A 24,053-nucleotide genomic window follows, 5' to 3' on the forward strand; every position below is an offset into this window, starting at 1 on the left:
AATATAAAATGAATCGATCCGCCAAAACTCCGGTATTTCCAAATTTACGTCATGCTGTAAAAGCAAAACACGGTTTGGAAAAGGAAAGTATGCGTATATTTTTCGACGGAAAAATCGCGACTACTCCTCATCCGGAATCATTGGGTTCCAGTCTTACGAACCATTTTATCAAGACTGATTTTTCGGAACCTCAACTCGAATTTGCCACGAATCCTCGACCACGAATCGAAGCGATCGTAAGAGAATTACAAGATTTGCATATATTCACTTCCAGGCATTTAAAAGAAGAATGGATATGGCCTTTTAGTATGCCTCCTATTCTGCCGAAAGATGATAAGGACATTCCTTTAGGACAGTATGGTCATTCTTTTTCTGGAGAATGGAAAACAGTCTATCGTAAAGGACTTGGTCTTCGTTATGGGAGAAGGATGCAAACCATCTCCGGAGTACATTATAATTTTTCTTTTTCGAATTTATTCTTAAAACAAATTTTTGGAAAAGAGATACATTCATTCACTAAAGAAGAAGTTTCGGAATTATATCTTTCTGTCACTCGCAACTTCATGAGAAGGGTGCCAGAAATTTTATATTTAACGGGAGCCACTCCTGTTTTCGATGAAACATTCTTGCCTATACCGAGCGATTTCCCATTCGTAAAACATAAGGAACACACGTACTATGCTCCTTATGCTACTTCCTTGAGAATGAGTGAGATAGGATATACAAGTAAGGTCCAAGATGAACTTCCTATCAATTATAATTCCTTAAAGGAATATATAGATGGGATGTGTTATGCAGTAAGTACTCCATATCCAAAATACCAGCCTTATGGTGGAATTCCAAACCAGCTTAACGATCATTATCTACAGATAGAGAACGAATTTTATTCTCCGATCCGACCTAAACAGATCCCAAAAAATGATGAAAGGCCATTGGATGCTCTTCAAAGTAGGGGAATCCAATACATAGAGATCCGATGTTTGGACCTTCAACCTGAATCTCCTACAGGAATCCATAAACCAAGCCTCGGTTATATACAGATGGTTCTTATAGATGGATTATTAAAAGAAAGTAAATCCATAGACCAAAAAGAGAAACTTAGGATCAGAGAAAATACTAAACGTATCATCTGGGAAGGAAGAAAGCCAGGCTTAAAAGTTTTGGATGATGAAGGCGGAGAAGAGGATTTCTTAACTCGCGGAAAAGAATTCACCCAAAGTCTTTTACCTATTGCAGAAGAATTGGATCGTCATACCGGAAAAAGATTCTACCAAGAAATTTTAAATATTATGAATAAACGTTGGGATGATCCAAAATGTACTCCTTCCGGAAAACTAATGGATAGGATCCTGACTGAAGATTGGGAGTTTAGAGATTTAGGCATCCATCTGGCAAAAGAGAATTATAGAAATCAATCACAGATGGAACTTACGCCGGGTAAATTCGCTATGTTTGCCAAAGAAGTCCAAAAGTCTTTGGCGGAAAAAGTCAAAATAGAAGAATCAGAAAAAGTAAAAAAGAATCCTACTGCAAGGATCTGCAACCATTGAAATATAAACTGGAACCGGGACAAAAACTAGATCCGAACGAATTTATCCTAAAAGGGTTCGAGGATCTGGAAATTTCCACTCAAATCGTGATCCGAGACGCTCTTAACCGCGGATTAGAGGTGGAAGTTTTAGATCGTCCCAGTCATTTTATTCGCCTAAATGGCCAGGGAATCACCAGGCTCGTAAAAGAAGCCTCCAAAACGGAACTGGATTCTTATATGACTTTCCTTGTGATGGAAAACAAGACAGTTACTAAGCGTATTTTAGAAGAATCGAATATACTGGTTCCAAAAGGAACGGCAGTTTCAGATTTAAATTCTGGACTAGAATTTTTAAATAAAAACTCGGATAGAAAGATGGTAGTGAAACCTGTTACTACCAATTTCGGTATTGGGATTAGTATTCTTCCTCCTTCTTCTTCCATTGAAGAAAAGAAGAAGGCCCTGGAAATTGCACTTGGATTTTCGGAAACTGCCATTGTTGAGGAATTTGCAGAAGGCAATGAATATCGATTCTTAGTGATAGGTGATGAATGTGTCGCAGTATGCAATCGTATTCCTGCGAATGTAACAGGTGACGGCAAAAAGACCATCCGTGAACTGATCGAAGAAAAAAATTCAGATCCAAGAAGAGGAGTGGGGCATGTAACTCCTCTAGAAAAGATCCGCTTAGATGATACTGAGCTAAATGTTTTGAAAGAATCGGGTAGAAGTCCCGAATCGGTCCCGAGCCTAGGGGAAATTATTTTTATTCGTAAAAACTCCAATATCAGCACAGGCGGAGATTCTGTAGATGTGACTGATATTGCACATTCTTCTTATAAAAAATTAGCTGTACAAGCTGCGAAAGTCGTAGAAGCGAAGATTTGTGGAGTTGATATTATAGTAAAAGATCTGGAATCGGAAGGAGATTACAGGATCTTAGAATTGAACTTCAACCCTGTATTATATATTCATAATTATCCCTATTCGGGAAAGAATAGAAAGGTAGGAGAAAAAATCTTGGATGTATTAGGTTACAATTCCTAATTTTTGCATCTTACTTTTTACATAGTCCACAATGTCTCTGGACTCATACATTTTGATATCACCATCTACCAGAAAAGGAACCTGAGAAAGTCCTCCTAAACGTAGGACTTCATCTCTACCTGGGGTTCCTCTACTGGCCTCTACCAATTCGTAGTCCTTACCTTCTTTCAGACCCATTTCTGAAAAATGGCCACGAACGAAAGCGCAATAAGGGCAGGTATCGTATTGGAAGAGTTTCATCATATTAAGTGCCGATCTTTTTTTGAAGTTCTCCGCTTCTTGCCATTTCTACAACTATGTCATGACCACCGATAAATTCCCCGTCAATGTATAACTGAGGAATAGTTGGCCAGTTTGCAAATTCTTTGATCCCTTCTCTGACCGACATGTCGGAAAGAACATTAAATGAATTATAATCTGCACCCAGACTTCTGAGAACATTGGTCACTCCTGCAGAAAAACCGCACATTGGAGCATCAGGAGTTCCCTTCATAAACAGAAATATTTTTTTAGAAGCAATTAGTTCTTCAATCTTATCTTGTAATTCTTTTTCCATGATACTTGTTCCTATAATAAATTATGATACCTTGGTTTCAAGTCCTAGAGCATGGACTTCTGCCTTCAGCTCATCCTTTAATGTGGCGTACACCATTCTGTGTTGTTCCACGATGGATTTTCCGGCAAATCCGGAAAATTTTACGATCGCTTTGATATGTACTCCGTCATTGTACGGATCTTGTATCTCTACTTCCGAGCCCGGAAGTCCGGCTTGGATTTTTTCCTGAATTTCTTGGACAGTCATCTGTTATATCTTAGACTCTTATTGTATCAGCACTTTTTAGAATCTCTTCTGGGACAATCTTTTTTCTAAGGGATAGATGTCTTTAATTCTATAGCATGGACGCCCCATTCTTTTAGGAATGGATCCATAATCTGGTAAACGGATCTATGTTGTTCCAAAAGTGACTTTCCTTGGAACTCAGGGCTTGAGATAAAGATCCGGATATGAGTCCCTCTTTTTTTATGACTAGGATTTCCTGAATGGCCTGCATGTTGTTCTGAAAAGTCCTCTATTTTTAATTCGGCTGGAGAGAGTCCGTTTCTCAAAAGTCTTTCCATTTCGATAAACATATCTTGCATATTAGGTCCTAGTTCCGTAACCGCGGCTAAGTAAAAATACGGAGAGGGAATATAGAAAAATTGTACCTACCACCAAAAGGCCGATCGCCTCTAATGGATCAATATCACTTACTCCTAAAAATCCGTAACGGAAAGCATTTACCATATAGAGAATAGGGTTGAATTTAGAAACGATTTGCCAAGCATCTGGAAGCATTTTGATAGAATAGAATATTCCACCCAAGTAGGTGAGAGGTGTTAGTATGAACGTAGGAATGATCGTAACGTCATCGAATTTTTTGGCATAGAGTGCATTTAAAAATCCACCCATGGAGAACATTAAGGCGGAAAGTGCTACTGTGATAATTACGATTCCTGTATCGTATAATTTTATTTCAGTGAAGAATAGTGATACCAGTGTTACTATAAATCCTACTAAAACTCCTCGGATCACTCCACCAATGGAATATCCAAGAACGATTAAATAAGCAGGAGTAGGGGAAACTAATAGTTCTTCTATATTCTTTCCGAATTTTGCTCCAAAAAAAGAAGATACTACATTGTTATAGGCATTCAGTATCACCGACATCATTACAAGTCCAGGGACTATAAACTGGATATAGGTATGACCACCCACATCTCCGATCTGAGATCCCACTAATTTTCCAAAGATCAGAAAGTATAATGAAATCGTAATGCCTGGTGGAATTAATGTTTGGATCCATATCCTTAGGATACGAACTGTTTCTTTCCGGACGATTGTGGAGAATGCGTTAAATTTTTCTTCGAAGTTCATAGTTTTTTCTCCACTAGTTTCAAGAATAATTCCTCCAATCTATTGGATTTGTTTCTCATACTTGATATTTGGATCCCACTTTTATCTAAAAGTCGAAATAATTCGTTTAATGAATTATTCTTACCTATATCCACTTCCAATGTTAGATCATCCACCTTATTCAAATGAAAACCATTTAGGTCGATTGTAGAAGAAACCGGTTGTTTTAGATCCAATACAAATGTTTGTGAATCCAATTTTACAAGAAGTTCCTTCATGGAAGTGTTCTCTACGATCTTTCCTTGATCGATGATTGCTATCTTTTTACAAAGATTCTCTGCCTCTTCCAGGTAATGTGTGGTAAGAATGATTGTGATCCCGGATTCGTTTAGTTTAACTAAAAAATCCCAGAGAGATCTTCTAAATTCTATATCCACTCCGGCAGTCGGTTCATCCAAGATCAGAACTTTTGGATTATGGACGAGGGCTCTTGCGATCATCAGCCTTCTTTTCATCCCACCGGAAAGCCTTCCTGCACCTTCCTTTCTTTTTTCGTAAAGTCCTAGTTGGCTTAAATAATTATGAGTCCTTTCTACGGCTACTTTTCTCGCGAGGCCGTAATATCCGCCCTGATTGGCGACTATTTGTTCGACTCTTTCGAAAATATTAAAATTGAATTCTTGGGGAACTACACCAATATAAGATTTTGCTAATGTGAGTTCCGTGTCTATATCCGCTCCGTAAATTTTCACTTCTCCTGAAGTTTTATTTACTAAGGAACTTAAGATACCGATCGTAGTGGACTTCCCCGCACCGTTTGGACCTAAAAGGGCAAAAAAGTCCCCTTCGTCCACAGTCAGATCAATTCCTTTTAAGGCCTGCACCCCTCCGGCATAGGTCTTCACCAAATTTTTTATCTCTAAGGCTTTGTTCATTCGCGAAAAACCGCTCCAATTCTATGATTTTGAACAAGCCCTGTTTCGACAATCTTTTGGCTTTAGGAAGAGCTTAAGATTTCTCTTGCTTTCCTGGCAGCGTTTCTCGCGATTTCAGGCAAAGCGGGATGAACATAAATCATCTTTAGCAAGTCATCTAGAGTCCCACCCATGGTCATCAAGAGTATAAAAAGATGGATCAGGTTGGAAGCTTCTTCACCCAGTATATGAGCCCCTAGGACTTTTCTAGTTTTAGGACTTACTAATATTTTGACGAATTGGTCTTCGGATAGTCTAGCCATTCCTGTGGCACTTCCGGAATATGGATGAAGTACGGAGATATACTCGGTCCCTTCTTCCTTCAATTGTTGTTCTGTTTTGCCCACAGCTGCTACTTGAGGATGTGTGAATACGGAATGGGGAACTGGAGGATATTCGACCGGTGTCCTATGTTTGTCTACATATAAGGAGTTAAATAGAAATTCCCCCTCAAAGTTTACCGAATGTCTGAAGAAATACCTTCCAATAATATCTCCCAAAGCATATACACCGTCCGCAGTTGTTTCGAAGTATTCGTTCGTTTTGATATAACCTTTTTCATCCGTTTGGATGCTCGTATGTTGGAGGTCCAACCAATCTGTATTCGGTTTGATGCCAGTGGCTACGAGCAAGGCATCTCCTTCTAATATATAAGTTTCCTTAGAATTTTTACACTCTAAACGGAAAATTCCATCCTTATACTCTACCTTCTTCACTTCTGTTCCTAAACGAACATCTTCTCTTTTTGAAAAAGCCTTTTCGAAACCATCTATAATATCTTTATCTTCATGTGAGATCATTCTATTACGAACGATAAAAGTGGTTTTAGAACCGAATGCAGAATAAGCAAATCCAAGTTCCAAACCGATATAACCTCCTCCGATTACCAAAAGCCTTTTAGGAAGTTCAGTTCTTCTGAGCGCTTCTCTGCTAGTCATATAAGGAGTTCCTGCAAGACCAGGAATATCTGGGATAGAAGGTCTACATCCTGCAGCAATAAAGATACGATCCGCAGTGAGTAGTTCATCGTTTACTTTTACTATCTTATTCTCTACGAATCTGCCTTCATGAGGATAAAAATCTATATTCGGGTTTTTTTCGTAAGCCGGGATAATACTATCAGAGTCCGCATCTACTGTGGCTGAAACTCTATCCACCAAAGTTTTAAAATCCACTGTGAATGGCCCAGGGATTCCCAATTGAAATTTAGAAGCGTCTTTTGCCTGGGCTAAAATTTCCGCAGGATGGATGAGCATCTTGGAAGGGATACAACCCCTATTCAAACAGGTCCCTCCCAAACGATCTTTTTCTAAAATCGCTACCTTATAACCAAGTTTAGAAGGAGGTGTGACTAGTTTAGTTCCTCCTCCGGAGCCTATTACGAGAATATCATACTTTTTCATGCGGTTAATTCAATGGAGAATAGGATACTTCTAAACGAAAAGAATTCTTTTGGAAAGAACCTCAGATAAATCTCAAAATTTACCAGAATTCTCTCTTACTCACAAAATATTAGATATTGTTTGTACTGATTTCGGGAAAATAAATGCGGATAAGATAGGATATCTTCTACCATTTATCTCGAAGGGATCTTAGAGCTATAAACAAGGTTTCTGGATCCGAAGCCAAGGACTGATTTTGCATTTTGTTTCGAATGCCGGAAACTAGATTTTCTTTTGGGTCAAATACCAGGAAGAATGGATTGAATGTCCTTTCTTCCGAGAAGTTTGTGGTCCAAAATTCTTGGTCTTCCTTCATACCTTCTGCCTTCAATAACGCTTTGGAAGCAGCTTCATTTTTAGGATCTATAGAAAGACTGAATTTCAGATTGTTTTTGAGATAATCATGTCCAGGGTATAATCTAACGTTTCCAGGAAGATTTTGGAATTCTTTCAGAACGGTCCGATACAGAGTTTTAGGATCTCCACCTCGGGTGCAATTTCCCACACCTGAATTAAAGATGGTGTCTCCAGTGAACACTGCATAAGGAGAGCCATTTTCTATCTGCAAAAGGCAAACATGTGCGAATGTATGACCAGGTGTATACATTACTTTAAGATAGGAATTTCCGTCCGGACTTTCTAAAATTTTTTCTCCATCTTCTAGAGAATGAGAGGCATGAGGAATTTTTCCGAATCCTGCAGGATGGGCCAGAACCTTGGCTTTATATTTGGAAACAAGACCATCGTTTCCGCAGGTATGATCATTATGTTCGTGAGTATTTAGAATATAGTCCAGGTCCCAGGACTTCTTCTCCAAAACTTGGGAGATCTGGTCCGGATCATACGGATCAATAGAAAGTGTTTTTTGGGAATTCGGTTCTCTGACTAAGTACGTAAAATTTCGAAGAGGGCTGTCCGTGTAGATCCTAAGGATTTCCAGCATAGATTTAAGACAAGTTGGGGGACTGGTTTATTGGATAATGTCCAGATGTTTGTCTAGATTCGCGATCCTTAAAATAGTCATCACGTCTCTACTTAGGTTTCTGAGTTTCAGATGACCATGTCTTTCTGTGACGTACTTTTGGGTATTGAAAATGGCACCGATCCCGGAAGAATCTAAATATACATCCCCTTCGAAGTCTAGGATGATATCTTTATGCCCCTCGTCAAACTGGCGAATGATGAGTTCTTTTAACGCAAATGCGTTCTTTAGGCTTACATTCCCTTGGATCTTGACTATACAAGACCCTTCTTCTAGGGATACGTCTGTTTGAAAACCTTCCAATGCGTGGCTCCGATCTCTATTTCTCTGACTATCCTCGGGCTAAGAAAACAACGGATCTCTGAAGAAATCTCAGAATTAATTTCCAAACCGGGAGGGAACCCGAGCCAATAGACTAATTTGTGGCAAAGAAGAGGTAAACTCTTTTTTAGAACGAAAACTGATCTAAATCTATTTCAAATAAAATAAGAAATCGCTCGCAAAAACTACTGATTCAGTAAAACTGAGTGCTCGATTTTGTACCGAAACTTAAGAATTCGGACGATATTTAAAACTGTATGCGGATCAAATTCTGGGGAGTGCGGGGCTCCATTTCTTCCCCCGTTCAGGGCGACCTGATTCGATCTAAAATTCTTAGGATACTAAGCTTGGCATCTCCTTCCGACCTCCAAAGTCCGGAGGCGATCGAGGATTTTTTAGACTCCTTGGCACTATCCAACTGGAGCACCTACGGTGGAAATACGACCTGTATAGAGATCCGAGATAAAGAAGATAAACTTGTTATCATAGACGGTGGTACAGGACTCAGAGAACTGGGGAACTCGATTTTACACGAAGGTTATGCTTCTGGAAAAGGAAAGGCCGTTTGGATATTCACCCATACCCATTGGGACCATATCCAAGGGATCCCGTTCTTCGTTCCTTTGTATACTCCGGGCAATAAATTCGAATTTGTAAGTTCTGTTGAAAATCTAGAAGAAAGATTAAGATACCAGCATACCTTCACTCATTTCCCAGTTCCCTTTGATGGTTTCCAAGCGGAGAAAATTTTCCGTCATGTTCCGGAAGGTAGGGCATTCAGAGTTACGGATTCTATAACTTCGATTTCAAAAGCAGTCCGCCATCCAGGTGGAAGTTTTTCCTATAGGTTTGAAGAAGATGGTAAGGCTCTTATCTTTGCTTCAGATGCGGAATTCAATTTGGATGAAATGGAGAATATAGAAGACTATCTGAACTATTTTAGAGGAGCTGATGTTCTAGTATTCGATACACAATATACTTTCGAAGAGTCCTTACAAAAAATCGATTGGGGGCATAGTACTGCTTCCATGGCGACGGACATTGCTCTAAGAGCAAATGTTAAAAAATTAGTAATGTTTCACCATGATCCTTCTTATGATGACGAAAAATTGGATGCAGTTTATCTGCGTGCGATTAAATACAAAGAAATGTTTGATCCGGACAACCAATTAGAGATCATCATGGCAAGAGAAGGTCTGGAAATCCAAATTTAATCTTTAATTCAATCGATCAGGGAGTAATCGAATGAGTGAATACATCATCGGAATAGATGCCGGCACCACAGGTATACGTACTTTTTGTTTTAGTAAATCCGGGACAGTGATCTCAAGCGCATATTCCGAATTTAAACAACATTTTCCTAAACCAGGTTGGGTAGAACATGATCCTGAAGAGATCTGGGCAAAAACTGAAAAGCTTATCTTAAAAGCGATCCGCAATGGAAAGTTAAAACCTGAAAAAGCGGTAGCAATAGGGATCACCAACCAAAGAGAAACCACAGTATTATTCGATAAAGATACAGGCGCTCCTGTTTATAATGCGATCGTATGGCAATGCCGTAGGACCTCCGACTTCTGTTCCGGATTAAAGAAAGAAGGTTTAGAACCAATATTCAGAAGAAAAACCGGCCTAGTAGTTGATGCTTATTTTAGCGGTACCAAGATCAGATGGATCTTGGACAATGTTAAAGGTGTTAGAGCAAAAGCAGAAAAAGGTAAGGTTCTTTTTGGGACTATAGATACATATCTTCTATATCGTTTGACTGCTGGAAAATCACATAAAACGGACCATACAAACGCGAGTAGAACTCTTATCTTTAATATAGAAAAGAAAGAATGGGATAAGGAACTATTAAAGATATTACAAATACCGGAAGCAATCCTTCCTGAAACTCATAACTCCAGTAGCCTATTCGGACGAACAGAAGGAGTGAAGGGGCTACCGGATGGGATCCCGATCTCCTCTTTAGTGGGAGACCAACAGGGAGCTCTTTTCGGACAATTATGTACCGAACCTGGAGAGGCAAAAAACACATACGGAACCGGATGTTTCTTATTATTCAATACTGGAAATAAATTACAAATTTCTAAAAATAATCTGATCACAACTCTTGCCTGCGGACCGGAAGGAAAAACAGTCTATTGCCTGGAAGGTTCTATCTTCATAGGTGGAGCAGTAATCCAGTACCTCAGAGATAATCTCAGATTCTTTAAGGAATCTAAACTTTCCGAAAAGATGGCTTCTTCCGTAACCAAGGACGATGAGGTAGTATTCGTTCCTGCATTTTCAGGATTAGGTGCGCCTTATTGGGATATGAATGCAAGGGGAGCTATCTTAGGGCTAACCAGAGATACTACCCAAGAGCAGATTACCAGAGCAGCATTAAAATCAATCGCATTACAATCTTATGAACTAGTAGAAGCTATGGAGAATGATACTGGCTCCAAGCTGAAAGTCCTAAAAGTGGATGGGGGAGCTACCGCTAATAATTGGCTTATGCAATACCAGGCAGATATTCTAGGGAAAAAGATCGTGAGACCTTCTAACTTAGATACAACTGTTTTGGGGGCGGCATACCTTGCAGGATTGGAAAGAGGTTTTTATTCTTCCGTAAACGATCTGAAGAAGAACCAGAAAACTAATAAGGAGTTTTCTCCTAAACTAAGTTCCAGCTTAAGAGAAAAAGAGATCCGAGTCTGGAAGAATTCAGTAAAAAGGATTCTTACTTCCGAATCCTAATCAGTAAGAAAAAGAGAGCAGGCTAAATTCCAAGGGTTTTCTTTCCGAATTGATGCCTGCTCCCACGATCAGTTTTGCCTGATCATACTTAGGAATTTCTAAAATAGAACCCGCAGAAATTTTAAAAAACTCGTACTGATCTCTTTCTTTTTTAGAAAGATAAATATCCATTCTAATAATTTCCATATATTTTAGAATACGGAGAAGGATTTTATCCTTCGTAATCGCATAGAGTTCAATCTCGTTAGAAGATCTGTTCAGATTGAACTTTTCGCTCTGAATTCCTTCGAATTCGATTTCCGTCTTAGAAGTTTCCTCTTCTACAGATGTTTTATATACCGGGAAGGTTCCTTCTTCATAATAGATCCTTCTGGAAAAACGTCTGAAGATCTCCTTTTCCACGATTTCAGGAAATGATTCTCCCGGTTCCGGTTTTTTACTAGGACCGTCTAAGATCTGTTTCCATTTGTTTTTGGAAACATTCTTCTCCACCATTCTTCGGACAGGAGGAGAAAGTTTTGGAACTGAAAATTTTAACATCCTTTCATCGAATTTGTTCAAAATAGAATTTAGGAATGGACCATGTATTAGAGGGAGTATCTCGATGGAAAAGATATGATCCCTAAGAAATTTTGCGAATTCTATCTCATATGTGAATAGATGAGAGACTAATCCTTGTTCTTCTGCGGGAGTTCCTGCATATAAGATCTTTACTAAACGAAATAAATAAGTTTTACTTTCTGGGTCAAAATAGAGTTCTTCGATTTTTTTGATCACTTCATCTTCATTTAATTCTGGATTCATTATATCTCTTAGGGAAAGATATTTGGTAGAGAACATTCTTTTTCGGAACATTCTATAGAGTATAAAACTTCCAGTTTGAATACTCCCAATTTGGGTTTGGAGATTTTCTCGGACGATTATAATTGGTGCTGTAGATCCCGCCGCTTGCGTTCCTAAGACTCGATATGGATTGGAGCGAATCGGATATCGTGCATCTTCGAAGATCTCATCGGATTCTTTTGGGAATTTTGAATCTTCAGAGTACAGCAAACCATTTACTAATTTTAAATAAGGCGGGGTTTTGATTGCAGAACTTGGAGTGATTTTTCGATCGTATTCTAATTCATATAAAAACTTAGGAATGACTGAAGCCTGGGAATATAAATAAGGTAGTTCTTCGATTTCCGTTATAGGAAAATCATAAAAGGGAGAAATTTTAGAGTGTACTCTTGCTACGGAATCTGGATTACAAAATAGAAAATGATAATTTTCTCCCTCGAAATAGATCATGGGAACTTAGGCGAGATTAATCTTCTTCTATTAAATCCGGATGTAAAACGGAAAGACCTGGAGCTTTTGTTTCTCTTTTCGAAAGTTTAGAAACCAGTTGTTTTTTGAATAGGGTCCAGTCGTAAGTTTGTTTTAAGGAATCCAACTCTTCTTCAAAGCCGTATTGTAGAAAGTCCAGCGTTTCTTCTTCTGATAACCCTGTGACAAGACTGCTATCGGAAACCACCCGCAAAATTTTACGAATATCTCTCTCATTCCAGAGTAGGATTCCTGAAAGCCGTACGACCCAATATTCATGGTCCATTCTTACAGATTCGCCGATTATTTCTCTTTGTTCAAGAGTAAATTAGGATCTTAAAATTTTCTGATCACTATAAGACTCATATCGTCTTGTATTCTTCCGCCTGTATGTTTCACGACGTCAGAAAATAGATCATCCATTAGTTTTCTGATATTCTTTTTAGGAGCGGTTTCCAGAAATTTATATAAATTTTCGCCGTAGTATCCGCCAATACTTCTGTTCTTTTGTTCGAATAGACCATCCGTAAAACAGAATAGAATATCGTCCTTATCCATTTTGAAACTTTGAGAATGTTTTGGTTTTTTAAGGGGCGAATTCATCACTGTGGAAAGGAATTTTCCGTCGGTGCTTACAACGTAAGTTTTGTCTTCTTTACTTTTGTATAAAACAAGGCTTGGATGAATTCCTGAGTGTAAAAAATTGCCCTTATTGTCCGCTCTCATCAAAAGAAAAGTAGCATACAGACTTCTGTGGATATGAGGATAAGTGTTGGTTCTTTCTTCCAAATGTTCCAACATCTGGTCTATGATCTCATGAGGAGTTTCAAATTTATGGACCAGATGACTCATTTGGTTCATGATCATAAGACTGAATAATCCTGCCACATACCCATGACCAGAAGTGTCTCCGATCCCCATCCAATAATTTCCATCTTTGTCTTTTAGAAAATTATAGAAGTCTCCGCCGATCGGATTATAGGTAATACATCTTCCACGGATCTCATAATTTTCATCTACATAGTCCAGAGGAAGAACGTAGTTTTGCATTCTACTATCTCCTCTGCGGAAACGTTTGATTATTTTACCAAACTCTTGTTCCCGGGGTAGGACCTTCTCAGTTAAAAACAAAACGAATGCAGAAAAATTAATAAATAAAGTAAAACAACATACTAAAAGTAGAACGATCGGAACTCTAACAGGGGGAGTATAAAATTTAAGTCCTATTCCTAAAGTTCCTAGAATGGAAAGATTTAGCACGATCAAAACCGGCCAGGCATCTTTCATATACTGTTTGATCGTAGTGGAACTTCTCATCTTACCTTGAAATAGGCATGGCCTTGATATTCCTTCTTGGAATAATTCCTGCGAGCGATCTTAAATAATTCGTCTTCCGCATAAGGAGTATTTGTTCCTTCCACAACTCCGAAAGGTTTTTCTCTGTATCCTGATTCATAGATCATAGGAATTAAGGAATCGTTAGAAGGATCGTAATGATACAATAGTTTATGAGAAGTTTCCAGGAAATTTATTTTAGGACCCGAGATTTGTTTTCCGTCTTTCCAAACGGATTCTTCTTTTTTGATTTTTTGAGTAATTAAAAGCAGCCAATTTCCTCGAGACTCATATTTTCCGATTCCTTCTATTTGGATTCGACGGATTTCTCCTCTTTCTTCGATCTCCCTCAAGTAGTACTTTTGGAAAGATTTTTCTGAATGAGAAAACTCCAATCTTTCAGATTGATTTTCCCTATAAGTGACTGATGTGAAAGGAGAGAAGGGAGGAAGCTTTTTACTATAAATTCCCTTTAGAGTTATATCGCTGGAAGACTCAGGTCTTTCGGGAAGTTCCCGGATCCAAGAAGGAGGAAAACATCCCGTGAAAAGTGAAAGAAGTACAAGTATTCTCAAAACTGTAAGTCTATCTTTCATAGGAAATCTAGAGAAAAGAAACACATTATTCGCGATTTTTAATTCTCGCTTACTCTTCCAAATTCCGCTTTAGGCCAAAGAAAGGCAAACCGGAAATATTGGAATAGTCCGGCTTATAATATGGGCGATTCGTTTAAAATTGGAAGTATATAAATTCTCCGCCTCCGTCCCCGAATATACCCATTAATAAAAGTATGATGATGGAGAAGGAAGGCAATAACCAGCGGAATCGGATTTGAATCTTTTCTCGGATGCTTGGGTAATATTGAACCGCATTCCACAGAAAGGTAAATAGAATGAATGCAGCCAACTCTTCCCAGCGCACAAGTGCCTTGCCACCGACTATATTTAAGAAACCTGTAAAATATTCCCAAGCCAAACTAAGTGAATTTTTACCCGCAGCAGCGGTTCTGAAGAAGATACCTGAGATAGCAAATAAATGAACGATAAGTGCTATTTTCCAGAAACGTTTCCAGCCTCTTGGTTCCTGTTCTTTTTTAGGATCACCAGGTGAGAAGAATCTCTCTACTCCCAAGATCAAACCTAAATAAGCTCCCCAAAGCACATAACCGAAGTTTGCTCCATGCCATAGGCCACCTAAGGTCATTGTGATCATTGAATTTGCTTGGGTTCTCCAGAATCCACCTCTGCTTCCACCTAAAGGAATATATAGATAGTCTCTAAGCCAAGTGGATAAGGTAACATGCCAACGTCCCCAGAACTCTCTGAAACTTGGAGAAAGGAAAGGTCCTCTGAAGTTCTCCGGGATCTCATAACCAAGTAGATACGCAGAACCTCTTGCCATATCAGTATATCCGCTGAAATCACAATAGACCTGGCAGATAAATCCCAATGTTGTTATATATAAACTGAGAAAATTATATTCCCCTGGATGCTGATAAATCCCAGAGATGATCCCGGAAATATTGTCTGCGATCACTACCTTCTTAAATAAACCGGAAAGAATTAGAAAAATTCCCCATTGAACTCGATTGAAATCAATTGCAGGTTTATCCAGTTTAGGAAGGAAGTCAGTCGTTCTCATGATCGGTCCTGCGATCAATTGAGGGAAGAATAGAATGAATAAGAAATAATCTAAGGAAGAGATCCTTTCCGGAACATGGTCCCTATGAATATCCACCTGCAAAGCGATCAGCTGGAATGTATAAAAGCTGATGGCAAGTGGTAATGGAATATGGATCCCTTTTCCGAATTCGGAAAATTGCAAAGAACCTGTGAAGAAGTCCAGTGAATCCAGGAAAAAATAGAAATATTTAAAAAATGCTAGGTTAATAAAATTGAGAACTATAATCCCAATTAGAAGTTTAGAAGTGGATTTACCTTCTCTTTTATTCTCCCAAAGTTTAAGAGAAAAGAAGAAGTTCACTGCAATCACGAGTAAGAAGTGAATAGAGAACGCAGCGCCAGAATAAAAATAGAAAAGAAGAGAAGAAACTAAAAGTAAAGGTTTTCTTCCTTTTTGAGGAAGGCTCCAATACAATAAGAAAGTAAGCGAAAATAAAGCTAGATAGGGTAGGGAATTAAAAAGCATTTTAGAATTATTTTATAAAAACCTTATTCGGGTGAAAATAGATAATGCAATTTATGATCCGGAGAGATCCGGAAGGGAAGCAAAGATTCTAATATAGAAGGACCGATTCCTGTATTACTGTCTATCTGGTAGAAGTTCTCTGGTTGCGGGCCCTTATAAGAATAGAATACGATCTTTGGATTAAGTGCAGAGGAAGCCTTATATCCTGGAAGTTTAGTCATTTGTACGACTGCATCTTCGAAATAACCGATAGAATCGATAAGTCCAGTTTCCAACGCTTGGTTTGCAGAGTAAATTCTTCCATCCGCTAACTTTCTAAGTTCGGATTCTTTTAACTTAGGTCTTCCTTTTTTGATAATACTTAAAAACCTTTCGTAATTTTCCATGATGATATCTTGGAAAACTTTCTTTTGTTCCGGAGTAAATTCTTCTACAGGGTTTCCTGTGGCCTTGTTTGGACCGGAACGAATTGTACTACTCTTGATCCCTAACTTGTCTAAGGCTTCTTTTACGTTGATCCCGAACCTAAGAACTCCAATGGAGCCCGTGATCGTTGTAGGATGAGCCTGGATATGGTCTGTTGCCATACTCAGATAATATGCACCTGAAGCCGCAGTATCCATGAATAGAGAAAGGACCGGCACGTTCTTCTTCTTTTTGAATTCTAAAATTTCGTGATGGATTAGATCGCTCGCAGTAACCGAACCGCCGGGAGAATCTATTTTTAAGATCACACCTTTAATCGCAGGATCCGCAGCTGCCATGGACAAATAGGTTTTAACTCTGCTGACTATGCTGTCCTTTTCTCCGCCTAAAAGTCCTCCAGAGGATTTTTGTCCGGAGATCTCTCCTTCGATCGGGATAAGTAATATTTTATCAGGGCTTTCTGTAGAAGAACCAGTGACTAGTTTTTCTTTAGGGATAGGAGAAGTTTGGTTCGGAAAAGAAAGAAACAAACATTGGCTTAAAAACAAGATTCCTAATACAAATAGAATGGATTTGTGGAAAAGGAATTTCATCTGCAAGCCTCCTGCCCATTCTGGGAGCCCTGGGTATCGCTTCAATTCCTTTCCTTTCAGTTTGGCGGCCAAAAAAAAGTCTCAGATCCGTTTTTTACTTTCCCTCTCAGCTAGTTTTCCCAACCTCCTTCCCGCAATGTATGAATTTCGGACGGAGAACTCTAGTTTTTTGACCGACGGGACCCAATGGTTTTCTTGGGACTGGACTCATCCAATTACTAGGGAAAGTTTTCCGATCATTCTACCTTATGACAAAAACCTAAGTATATTCGAATCCGGTAATTTTCTCATGTTCCCTTGGGTGAATCGCCATGCTTCTACAGAATTCATCCTAAACGGAAAAGAGTGGAATGTTAAGGAAATGATCCGAGATTCCAATCAGTTTCCGGTCCATGGCCTTGTGCATTCTCTAGAGAGAAAACTTTTAAAACTAAAGAATAACCAAAAGGGTGCAGAGTTCAGATTGAACTTTCCAGAAGAATGGAAGGATTCTCCTCTTTCAGGAATTGCAATTCGGGAAGAATATTCAATCGAAGAGACTTCTTCAGGGACTCTTCTAAGTGTGAAGACTAGATTTAATAATCTTAGATCTGATTCTATCAGATTTGCGTACGGTTATCATCCTTATCTAAATTTAGGAAAAAATAATGAAGAATGGAAACTTCATCTTCACTTGGATAAAAATTTGGAGCTGGGAGAAACTCTAGTTCCGATCCAACCAGTTATTTCCAATCCGATTTCTTCCGTTTTGGAAGGAGAGAAGATCCCAAGTCTGGACCATTTGTTCTACGGAAAAGAACCTAGAGTAGTTTTGGAAAATGGGACCAAAAAATATTCTATCACAGTCTTAAGTCCTCCGCCGGAAGAAGGACAGATTCCATTAAATTATTATCAAATTTATACAAAACCGGATCGATCCGCGATCGCAGTCGAACCTTGCAGCTCTCCAGGCAACGCGCTTTTGTCAGGACTGGATCTGAAAGAGCTGAAAGGTCACTCCGAAACCTTCGGAGAATTCAGGATTTTGGTGAGATCGTTATGATTCGGCCTTATAATCGCTTTCTTCTTGACAAGGAAGGGGTCATTTTCAGTCTAAGTTTTAGGGGAGATTCCACGCCGTGAGTAAACCGTTAATCGTTCAAAGTGATAAGACTATGCTTTTAGAGGTGGACAATCCTGAATTCGAAGCCTGCCAGTTAGTCGTATCCAAATTCGCGGAATTAGAAAAAAGTCCCGAATATCTACACACTTATAGAATTTCTCCTCTTTCCTTGTGGAATGCTGCATCTATCAAGATGAGTGCAGACGAGATCGTAGAATGTTTGGAAAAATATTCTAGATACTCGGTTCCGAAAAACGTAGTCAACGAGATCAAAGAACAGATCGGAAGATACGGAAAAGTAAAACTAGTCAAGGAAGAGAATGGGGATCTTTGTATCATCTCCAATGAAAAAGGATTTTTACAAGAGATCTCAAATCATAGAGCGGTCCAGCCTTATATAGAAAAGACTGAGAATGAAAAGATCTATATCAAAAAAGAATTCAGAGGCCATATTAAACAAGCTCTGATCAAGATCGGTTTCCCTGTTGAGGACCTTGCAGGTTACGACGAAGGAAACAAATACGGATTCAATCTAAGACCTACTACCAAGTCCGGTAGAAAGTTCGGAATGAGAGATTACCAAAGAGCCTCCGTGGAAGTATTCCATGCCGGTGGTGGGAACGAAGGTGGATCCGGAGTGGTGGTTCTTCCCTGCGGTGCTGGTAAGACCATCGTAGGTATAGGTGTGATGCAGATCGTGGGAGCAGAAACTCTGATCCTCGTCACGAACACACTTTCTATCCGTCAGTGGAAAAACGAAATTTTAGACAAAACCGATATTCCTGAATCGGATATCGGGGAATACTCCGGAGAAGTGAAGGAGATCAAACCGATCACAATCGCAACTTATAATATTCTCACACATAGAAAGAAGAAGGGAGGGGATTTCACCCACTTCCATCTATTCAGTGCGAATAACTGGGGACTTATCGTTTATGACGAGGTTCACTTACTTCCTGCTCCAGTATTCAGAATGACTTCCGAATTACAGGCAAAAAGAAGATTGGGGCTCACTGCAACTCTCGTCCGAGAAGACGGATTGGAAGAAGACGTATTCAGCCTCATCGGACCTAAAAAGTATGATGTACCTTGGAAAGAGCTGGAAAGCAAATCCTGGATCGCGGAAGCAAAATGTAAAGAGATCCGTGTTTCTATGGAAGACGATCTTCGTATGAGATATTCTATTGCAGACGATAGAGAGAAGTTCCGCTTAGCGTCTGAAAATCCTGAGAAGTTGAAAGCGATCGGAATGATCATGAAAAAACACTCAGAATCTCATCTACTTGTGATCGGACAGTACATCAATCAGTTGGAAGAGATTTCCAAAACCTTCAAAATTCCTTTGATTACAGGAAAAACTCCTTTGGGAGAAAGACAGGAATTGTACGATGCGTTCAGATCGGGAAGGATCAAGTCGCTAGTTGTGAGTAAGGTTGCGAACTTCTCTATCGACTTACCGGATGCGAATATCGCAATCCAGGTTTCCGGAACCTTTGGTTCTCGTCAGGAAGAGGCACAACGTTTGGGCCGGATCCTAAGACCGAAAGGTGAGGATAACACTGCGGTTTTCTATTCTTTGATTTCGAGAGATACGAACGAAGAAAGATTCGGTCAGAACAGACAACTTTTCCTTACAGAACAAGGTTACGAATACGAAATATACACTCTTGACCAATTCAGAGAATCCCTCGAAGAAAAAGTCGGAGCATAATAAAAAGAGAGGTCTAAATGGAATGGAACGCAAGGAGGCTAGATGTAATCGAGCCTTCACCCACCCTAGCAATCAGCGCTAAGGCGGCAGAACTAAAAAAGAAAGGCGAAGACATCGTAAGTTTCGGAGCAGGAGAACCTGATTTCGAAACACCGGCCCATATTAAAGAGGCTGCTAAAAAAGCGATCGATAAGGGAATGACCCGTTACACTGCCGTTTCCGGTACGGTGGAATTACGAGACGCAATCATCACTAAATTCAAAAGAGATAATGGACTGGAATATTCCAGAAACCAGATCATTGTAGGAACAGGCGGAAAGCAGGTTATCTATAATTTCTTCTTAGCTACTTTAAATCCTGGAGACGAGGTTGTGATCCCGGCTCCTTATTGGGTAAGTTATGCGGATATAGTACGTCTGGCAGAAGGTAAGGCAGTTATTGTTCCTACTAGCAAAGCAGACAATTTCAGAATTTCTCCGACACAATTAGAGAAAGCGATCACACCTAAAACAAAGGTAGTGGTTCTGAACTCTCCATCTAACCCGACAGGTTCCGCATATTCCAGAAAGGAATTGGAAGCGATCGGAGAAGTGATCTTAAAACATAAGGTTATGGTTTTAAGCGACGATATCTATGAGAGTATCGTTTTTGACGGATTCCAATTTTCGAATCTGGCAATGCTTTCTCCTGAATTAAAAGAGCTTACATTCGTTGCGAATGGTGTGTCCAAGGCATATTCCATGACAGGTTGGAGGATCGGTTATGGTGCCGGGCCTTTGCATATTATCCAGAACATGGATACGATCCAAAGTCAGTCTACTTCCAATCCTTCTTCTATTTCCCAAGCTGCTGCAGAAGCTGCATTGAATGGAGATCAGGCATGTGTAGCTGAAATGGCTAAAGCATTCCAAAAGAGAAGGGACCTGATCGTAGGACTTCTAAATGAGATCCCAGGTGTGGAAGTGAATGTTCCTCAAGGTGCATTCTATGTATTCCCTTACCTGACTGGAGCTTACGAAACTGACGGTTTCAAAAAATTGCAAGCTGCAAGTTCAGAGACAAGCAAGAGTAAATTATTCTGTGCTCATCTTCTGGATAAGTATAAAGTAGCCGCGGTTCCAGGGATTGCATTCGGAGATGATAATGCACTTCGCCTATCTTATGCGATGGGAGAAGAAGATATCAAAAAAGGTGTCGCAAGGATCTCCGAAATGGTAAAGGATTTCTCCCGTTAAAAGAATGTATGTACGTCGGTTAGTATATCTGATACTGATCGCGACCTGTACATTCTCCATTTCTGCGCAAGGCAGAAAACAGTACATCGTTTTGGATCCGGGGACGGAACTCTATCTGTTCCCGGAAAAAAAATCGGAAGTATTACGTAAACTTTCCTTTGGAGAAATCCTATCTGCAGAAAACCAAAAAGAAGCAGATTCCAAATTCCAATTACTCACGGACAAAGACGGACTCACTGGTTGGGTGGATTCTCGTTCTTTATTTAGAATGGGAAGTAAGGGAAGTTATCCTGTAATCACAAAGGCTATCGAAAAGCTTCTATACCAAGATTCTGGGCCGAATGAGTTAGAATCCGTTTTTACCTATCTAACAAAAATAGAAGAAGGTCCTATCTTCCAAGGAAACGAGTATTTGTTCCTGAAGATACGTAGGTTAGTAGTCTTACAAAGATACTCAGAAGTTTTACAATCACCTGAATACAGATCCAAATCCAGACAAAAGTTAGAAGACCTTTTAAAGAATAATCCGACTGAGCTTGGAGTATATTCCAAAACAGGAAATTGGACAGATACATTGTCCAATGCTCCGGAAGGTTCTAAACTAAAAGTCAGACCCGAAACTTTTTGGAAAGTAGCCGAAGCCTATCCAAATTCTAAACCGGGAGACTTTGCCGCATACTTAGCAGTAAAATACACGCCTGAGATCAGATGTGGAAGAGATCCAATTTGTGTTTTGCAAGACGAAGAAAACCGCAGATTAAAATATCTGCTTCTGCAACCGAACGGCAATTATGCTCCTATCTTCTCTTCTCATTTAGAGAAACGACTACTTCATTTTTCTAAAGATAGAGAGACTTTGGTTTGTGATACCAAACTTCCTAAAGAATCAGGGCTCAAAAATTTCAGAAATAAAGTACAGGAACTTCCTTCCAGATACGGAAAGAAGTTCTATTCTAAACTGAAAGTGATAGAAGAGGAATGTTTAAAGAAGTGAAACTTTTCTTTAAAGAATATCCCGCTAAAGAAACTGCAACTCTTACTACTCCTATCTTAATATTACATGGACTATTCGGTTCTTCCAAAAACTGGGTAAGTGTTTCCGATTTTTTAAGCTCTTATTCCAAAGTATATAGTTTGGATCTTAGAAACCATGGAGATTCTCCACATTCTCCGGAACATTCCCTTAGTTTAATGGCAGAAGATGTAAAAGAATTTATAGAAGATCATGGACTTGAGAAAGTCATTCTACTCGGACATTCTATGGGTGGACTCGTCGCAATGACATTCGCACTTAGGTATCCTGAAAAGGTAGAAGATCTGATCATCCAGGATATCGCTCCCAGAGACTATGAATTCAAATACGAAGGGGAGCTTACAGTTTTAAGAACGGATCTTTCCAATTTTAAGAACAGACAAGAGATAGATTCGGCTACTTCAAAGTTCGTTGATAATCCGTTTATCCGGAACTTTTTACTCATGAATTTGGATAGAACGGAATCAGGACGATATCGCTGGAAATTGAATGTGGATGCGATCTCTAATTCCAAAAATATGTTCCAGGCAGAATTTTCCGGGGCAGATAAACAATATTCTGGGAATACAATATTTATCATTGGAGGAAATTCTGAATATTTTCATACAAGCGATAAGATTGTATGTTTAGAATACTTCCCGAACTCTAAATTTGAAACTATTCCAGGTGGAGATCATTATATCCATTTTACCAAAGCAGATGAATTTCGTAAGATCTTAACTACCTTTATGGATTTTATCGTTTCCGGCTCGGAAAAATAAATCCTAAGATTAGGGCAAAAGTCCAGAATAAGATCATTCCAAGAGGAACGAGAACCGTAAAATTGAAGTTCTTCACAGTTCCCGAAATCCCCGTTATTAAGATAGAACCTGCGAGCGCTAAGGCTAAACCCAGATCGGAAACAATAATCCTTTTTCTTAAGAATGGGATCACCTCTGTTAAGAAGACGGCTACCATTGAGCCAACTGTAAAAGAAGAAATCTTTAATCCTAATTCCAAGAGACCTTTCGTATAAGTTTCGGGAAGGGAAAAAAAGAAGAAGGAGCTAAGGAAAAGTAAAATCCCGAAGAATACAGAAGAAAGTTTTTGCCCTCCTAAATTCCAACCGAAATCTGCTTTCGCAGTTAATGATAAAGAGTTTATAGAACTGGATAATGTAGACATTGTAGATGCCAATATTCCTGAGAGTAAAAGTCCTAAAAACGGTGCTGGAACTTCTTCTATTAGAAATTTAGAAAATACTTTGTCTTGTGCAATTGTCTGTCCGTTAAATTTATAGAACAAGAAAGTCCCAATTGCTAAGAACAAAATCATTTGAAAGAAAACTGCAATTCCCGAACTGATCATCGCTTTTTGGGCGTCTTTTACGTTTCTGGCAGCAAGAGATCTTTGGATAAACATTTGGTCTGCACCGTGAGTTCCTAAACTGAGTAATGCCCCTCCAAGAACTGCCCAAGGCATAAAATAAGTCGCGGAAGCGTTTTCCCATTCTAGGACTTTCAGTTTGTTTCCTTCCCAGGCAGAAGTTAGGATTGTTAGCGGTTCCGAACTTGCTTGGTAAAGTAAAACTAATGCGAATACTCCACCGAATACATATACAAAATATTGTAATGTATCCACCCAGACAACGGATCTGAATCCACCTTGCATCGTATATAAAACAGTGATCAAGGTAACTATTGCTAAGGTCCAAACTCCGATCGAATATTGGGTAAACGAATAGGGTAGAATTTTAGGAAGTCCTAACTCCAATAACATTGCCACTGGCAGTGTGGACGCATAAAGCCTGACTCCATCTCCCAAGACTCTAGTTACCGAAAACAAACCCGACATCGTTTTTTGGGATTTTCTTCCGAATCTAGTTCCTACCCATTCGTACACGGAAAGAAAATTATGATGGTAGGTGAGCGGGATCAGAAATAAAGCAACTACTGTTCTTCCTAAAATGTATCCGAACACCACTTGCAAGAATGTGAAATTTCCTGAATATGCAATTCCCGGAACGGAAAGGAAGGTCAATGCAGAGGTTTCCGTCGCTACAATGGAAAGTGAAAGTGGAACCCAGGAAAGAGATCTGTTCGCTAAGAAGAATTCCTTGGATTCTGAACTATTACGTCCGGATTTATAACCGGAATACAAAACGATCCCAAAATAGAAAAATAAAACAAGAGCATCGGACCAAGCAAAATGCATACGCGAGCATTCTTTCTTTCGTGAAGTTAAGCGCAA

General features: G+C 39.3%; 25 protein-coding genes. 9 read left to right on the forward strand and 16 right to left on the reverse strand.

Features of this window, described 5'->3' with window-relative positions; genetic code table 11:
- Nucleotides 1-8 precede the first annotated feature (8 nt).
- The gene (gene gshA, locus EHO65_RS12955; protein ID WP_135774923.1) at nucleotides 9-1,550 is read left to right on the forward strand and encodes a glutamate--cysteine ligase; all 1,542 of its coding nucleotides are present in this window, start codon (nucleotides 9-11) and stop codon (nucleotides 1,548-1,550) included.
- The gene (gene gshAB / locus EHO65_RS12960; protein ID WP_167482035.1) at nucleotides 1,538-2,578 is read left to right on the forward strand and encodes a bifunctional glutamate--cysteine ligase GshA/glutathione synthetase GshB; all 1,041 of its coding nucleotides are present in this window, start codon (nucleotides 1,538-1,540) and stop codon (nucleotides 2,576-2,578) included. The genes gshA and gshAB overlap by 13 nt, the downstream gene beginning before the upstream one ends.
- Here the strand turns inward: gshAB and EHO65_RS12965 are convergent.
- From EHO65_RS12965 to EHO65_RS13005, 9 genes are all read right to left on the reverse strand, one after another.
- The gene (locus EHO65_RS12965; RefSeq protein WP_208744089.1) at nucleotides 2,561-2,818 is read right to left on the reverse strand and encodes a glutathione S-transferase N-terminal domain-containing protein; all 258 of its coding nucleotides are present in this window, start codon (nucleotides 2,816-2,818) and stop codon (nucleotides 2,561-2,563) included. The two genes, gshAB and EHO65_RS12965, sit on opposite strands and share 18 nt — an antisense overlap.
- A 4-nt stretch (nucleotides 2,819-2,822) precedes the next feature.
- Nucleotides 2,823-3,134: a Grx4 family monothiol glutaredoxin gene (gene grxD / locus EHO65_RS12970; RefSeq protein ID WP_135774929.1), complete on the reverse strand. Its 312-nt coding sequence runs from the start codon at nucleotides 3,132-3,134 to the stop codon at nucleotides 2,823-2,825.
- 21 nt (nucleotides 3,135-3,155) lie between these two features.
- Complete coding sequence (locus EHO65_RS12975) at nucleotides 3,156-3,380, reverse strand: BolA/IbaG family iron-sulfur metabolism protein (protein WP_135613465.1); 225 nt, start codon at nucleotides 3,378-3,380, stop codon at nucleotides 3,156-3,158.
- A gap of 65 nt (nucleotides 3,381-3,445) precedes the next feature.
- The gene (locus EHO65_RS12980; RefSeq protein WP_135774931.1) at nucleotides 3,446-3,718 is read right to left on the reverse strand and encodes a BolA family protein; all 273 of its coding nucleotides are present in this window, start codon (nucleotides 3,716-3,718) and stop codon (nucleotides 3,446-3,448) included.
- A gap of 1 nt (nucleotide 3,719) precedes the next feature.
- Nucleotides 3,720-4,493, reverse strand: coding sequence for an ABC transporter permease (locus EHO65_RS12985; RefSeq protein ID WP_135774933.1), 774 nt, complete (start codon nucleotides 4,491-4,493; stop codon nucleotides 3,720-3,722).
- Nucleotides 4,490-5,407, reverse strand: coding sequence for an ABC transporter ATP-binding protein (locus EHO65_RS12990; protein ID WP_135774935.1), 918 nt, complete (start codon nucleotides 5,405-5,407; stop codon nucleotides 4,490-4,492). Before EHO65_RS12990 ends, EHO65_RS12985 begins: the two co-directional genes overlap by 4 nt.
- Before the next feature lie 62 nt (nucleotides 5,408-5,469).
- Nucleotides 5,470-6,849 (reverse strand): dihydrolipoyl dehydrogenase, encoded by a 1,380-nt coding sequence (locus EHO65_RS12995; protein WP_135774937.1) that lies wholly within the window; start codon nucleotides 6,847-6,849, stop codon nucleotides 5,470-5,472.
- A gap of 166 nt (nucleotides 6,850-7,015) precedes the next feature.
- Nucleotides 7,016-7,831 (reverse strand): hydroxyacylglutathione hydrolase family protein, encoded by an 816-nt coding sequence (locus EHO65_RS13000; protein ID WP_135774939.1) that lies wholly within the window; start codon nucleotides 7,829-7,831, stop codon nucleotides 7,016-7,018.
- Between the two features lie 27 nt (nucleotides 7,832-7,858).
- On the reverse strand, nucleotides 7,859-8,173 hold the full coding sequence (locus tag EHO65_RS13005; protein WP_135774941.1) for an STAS domain-containing protein: 315 nt from the start codon (nucleotides 8,171-8,173) through the stop codon (nucleotides 7,859-7,861).
- 275 nt (nucleotides 8,174-8,448) lie between these two features.
- Here EHO65_RS13005 and EHO65_RS13010 point away from each other — a divergent pair, with 275 nt between their 5' ends.
- Nucleotides 8,449-9,405 carry an MBL fold metallo-hydrolase gene (locus EHO65_RS13010; RefSeq protein ID WP_086448855.1) on the forward strand — a complete coding sequence of 319 codons (957 nt, stop codon included), beginning with the start codon at nucleotides 8,449-8,451 and terminating at the stop codon, nucleotides 9,403-9,405.
- Between the two features lie 31 nt (nucleotides 9,406-9,436).
- Entirely contained in the window at nucleotides 9,437-10,930 is a 1,494-nt protein-coding gene (gene glpK / locus EHO65_RS13015) for a glycerol kinase GlpK (protein WP_135774943.1), read from the forward strand.
- On the opposite strand, the gene EHO65_RS13020 is transcribed toward glpK, so the two are convergent.
- The 6 genes from EHO65_RS13020 to sppA all read right to left on the reverse strand — a co-directional run bounded on the left by EHO65_RS13020 (nucleotide 10,931) and on the right by sppA (nucleotide 16,743).
- Complete coding sequence (locus EHO65_RS13020; RefSeq protein WP_135774945.1) at nucleotides 10,931-12,223, reverse strand: hypothetical protein; 1,293 nt, start codon at nucleotides 12,221-12,223, stop codon at nucleotides 10,931-10,933. It abuts the gene before it with no gap.
- A gap of 16 nt (nucleotides 12,224-12,239) precedes the next feature.
- On the reverse strand, nucleotides 12,240-12,527 hold the full coding sequence (locus EHO65_RS13025) for a hypothetical protein (RefSeq protein WP_135774947.1): 288 nt from the start codon (nucleotides 12,525-12,527) through the stop codon (nucleotides 12,240-12,242).
- 50 nt (nucleotides 12,528-12,577) lie between these two features.
- Nucleotides 12,578-13,558, reverse strand: a complete 981-nt coding sequence (locus EHO65_RS13030) for a PP2C family protein-serine/threonine phosphatase (RefSeq protein ID WP_135774949.1) — start codon at nucleotides 13,556-13,558, stop codon at nucleotides 12,578-12,580.
- The gene (locus EHO65_RS13035) at nucleotides 13,555-14,172 is read right to left on the reverse strand and encodes a hypothetical protein (protein WP_135774951.1); all 618 of its coding nucleotides are present in this window, start codon (nucleotides 14,170-14,172) and stop codon (nucleotides 13,555-13,557) included. The genes EHO65_RS13030 and EHO65_RS13035 overlap by 4 nt, the downstream gene beginning before the upstream one ends.
- Nucleotides 14,173-14,305: 133 nt before the next feature.
- Complete coding sequence (locus tag EHO65_RS13040; protein ID WP_135774953.1) at nucleotides 14,306-15,724, reverse strand: MBOAT family O-acyltransferase; 1,419 nt, start codon at nucleotides 15,722-15,724, stop codon at nucleotides 14,306-14,308.
- Nucleotides 15,725-15,747: 23 nt separating this feature from the next.
- Entirely contained in the window at nucleotides 15,748-16,743 is a 996-nt protein-coding gene (gene sppA / locus EHO65_RS13045; RefSeq protein ID WP_135774955.1) for a signal peptide peptidase SppA, read from the reverse strand.
- Between the two features lie 169 nt (nucleotides 16,744-16,912).
- On the opposite strand from sppA, the gene EHO65_RS13050 reads away from it, so the two are divergent.
- The 5 genes from EHO65_RS13050 (at nucleotide 16,913) to EHO65_RS13070 (ending at nucleotide 22,585) form a co-directional block, all read left to right on the forward strand.
- Complete coding sequence (locus tag EHO65_RS13050) at nucleotides 16,913-17,785, forward strand: aldose epimerase family protein (protein WP_135774957.1); 873 nt, start codon at nucleotides 16,913-16,915, stop codon at nucleotides 17,783-17,785.
- Between the two features lie 76 nt (nucleotides 17,786-17,861).
- Nucleotides 17,862-19,556, forward strand: coding sequence for a DNA repair helicase XPB (locus EHO65_RS13055; RefSeq protein WP_135650802.1), 1,695 nt, complete (start codon nucleotides 17,862-17,864; stop codon nucleotides 19,554-19,556).
- Nucleotides 19,557-19,573: 17 nt separating this feature from the next.
- Complete coding sequence (locus tag EHO65_RS13060; protein WP_135774958.1) at nucleotides 19,574-20,791, forward strand: pyridoxal phosphate-dependent aminotransferase; 1,218 nt, start codon at nucleotides 19,574-19,576, stop codon at nucleotides 20,789-20,791.
- Nucleotides 20,792-20,795: 4 nt separating this feature from the next.
- Complete coding sequence (locus EHO65_RS13065; RefSeq protein WP_135774960.1) at nucleotides 20,796-21,785, forward strand: SH3 domain-containing protein; 990 nt, start codon at nucleotides 20,796-20,798, stop codon at nucleotides 21,783-21,785.
- The gene (locus tag EHO65_RS13070) at nucleotides 21,770-22,585 is read left to right on the forward strand and encodes an alpha/beta fold hydrolase (RefSeq protein WP_135774962.1); all 816 of its coding nucleotides are present in this window, start codon (nucleotides 21,770-21,772) and stop codon (nucleotides 22,583-22,585) included. Before EHO65_RS13065 ends, EHO65_RS13070 begins: the two co-directional genes overlap by 16 nt.
- Here EHO65_RS13070 and EHO65_RS13075 read toward each other — a convergent pair.
- Entirely contained in the window at nucleotides 22,560-24,017 is a 1,458-nt protein-coding gene (locus EHO65_RS13075) for a sodium:solute symporter family transporter (RefSeq protein WP_135774964.1), read from the reverse strand. The genes EHO65_RS13070 and EHO65_RS13075 overlap by 26 nt on opposite strands.
- Between the last annotated feature and the right edge of the window lie 36 nt (nucleotides 24,018-24,053).

The sequence above is a fragment of the Leptospira andrefontaineae genome (assembly GCF_004770105.1).
GTDB classification, from domain to species: Bacteria; Spirochaetota; Leptospiria; order Leptospirales; family Leptospiraceae; genus Leptospira_B; species Leptospira_B andrefontaineae.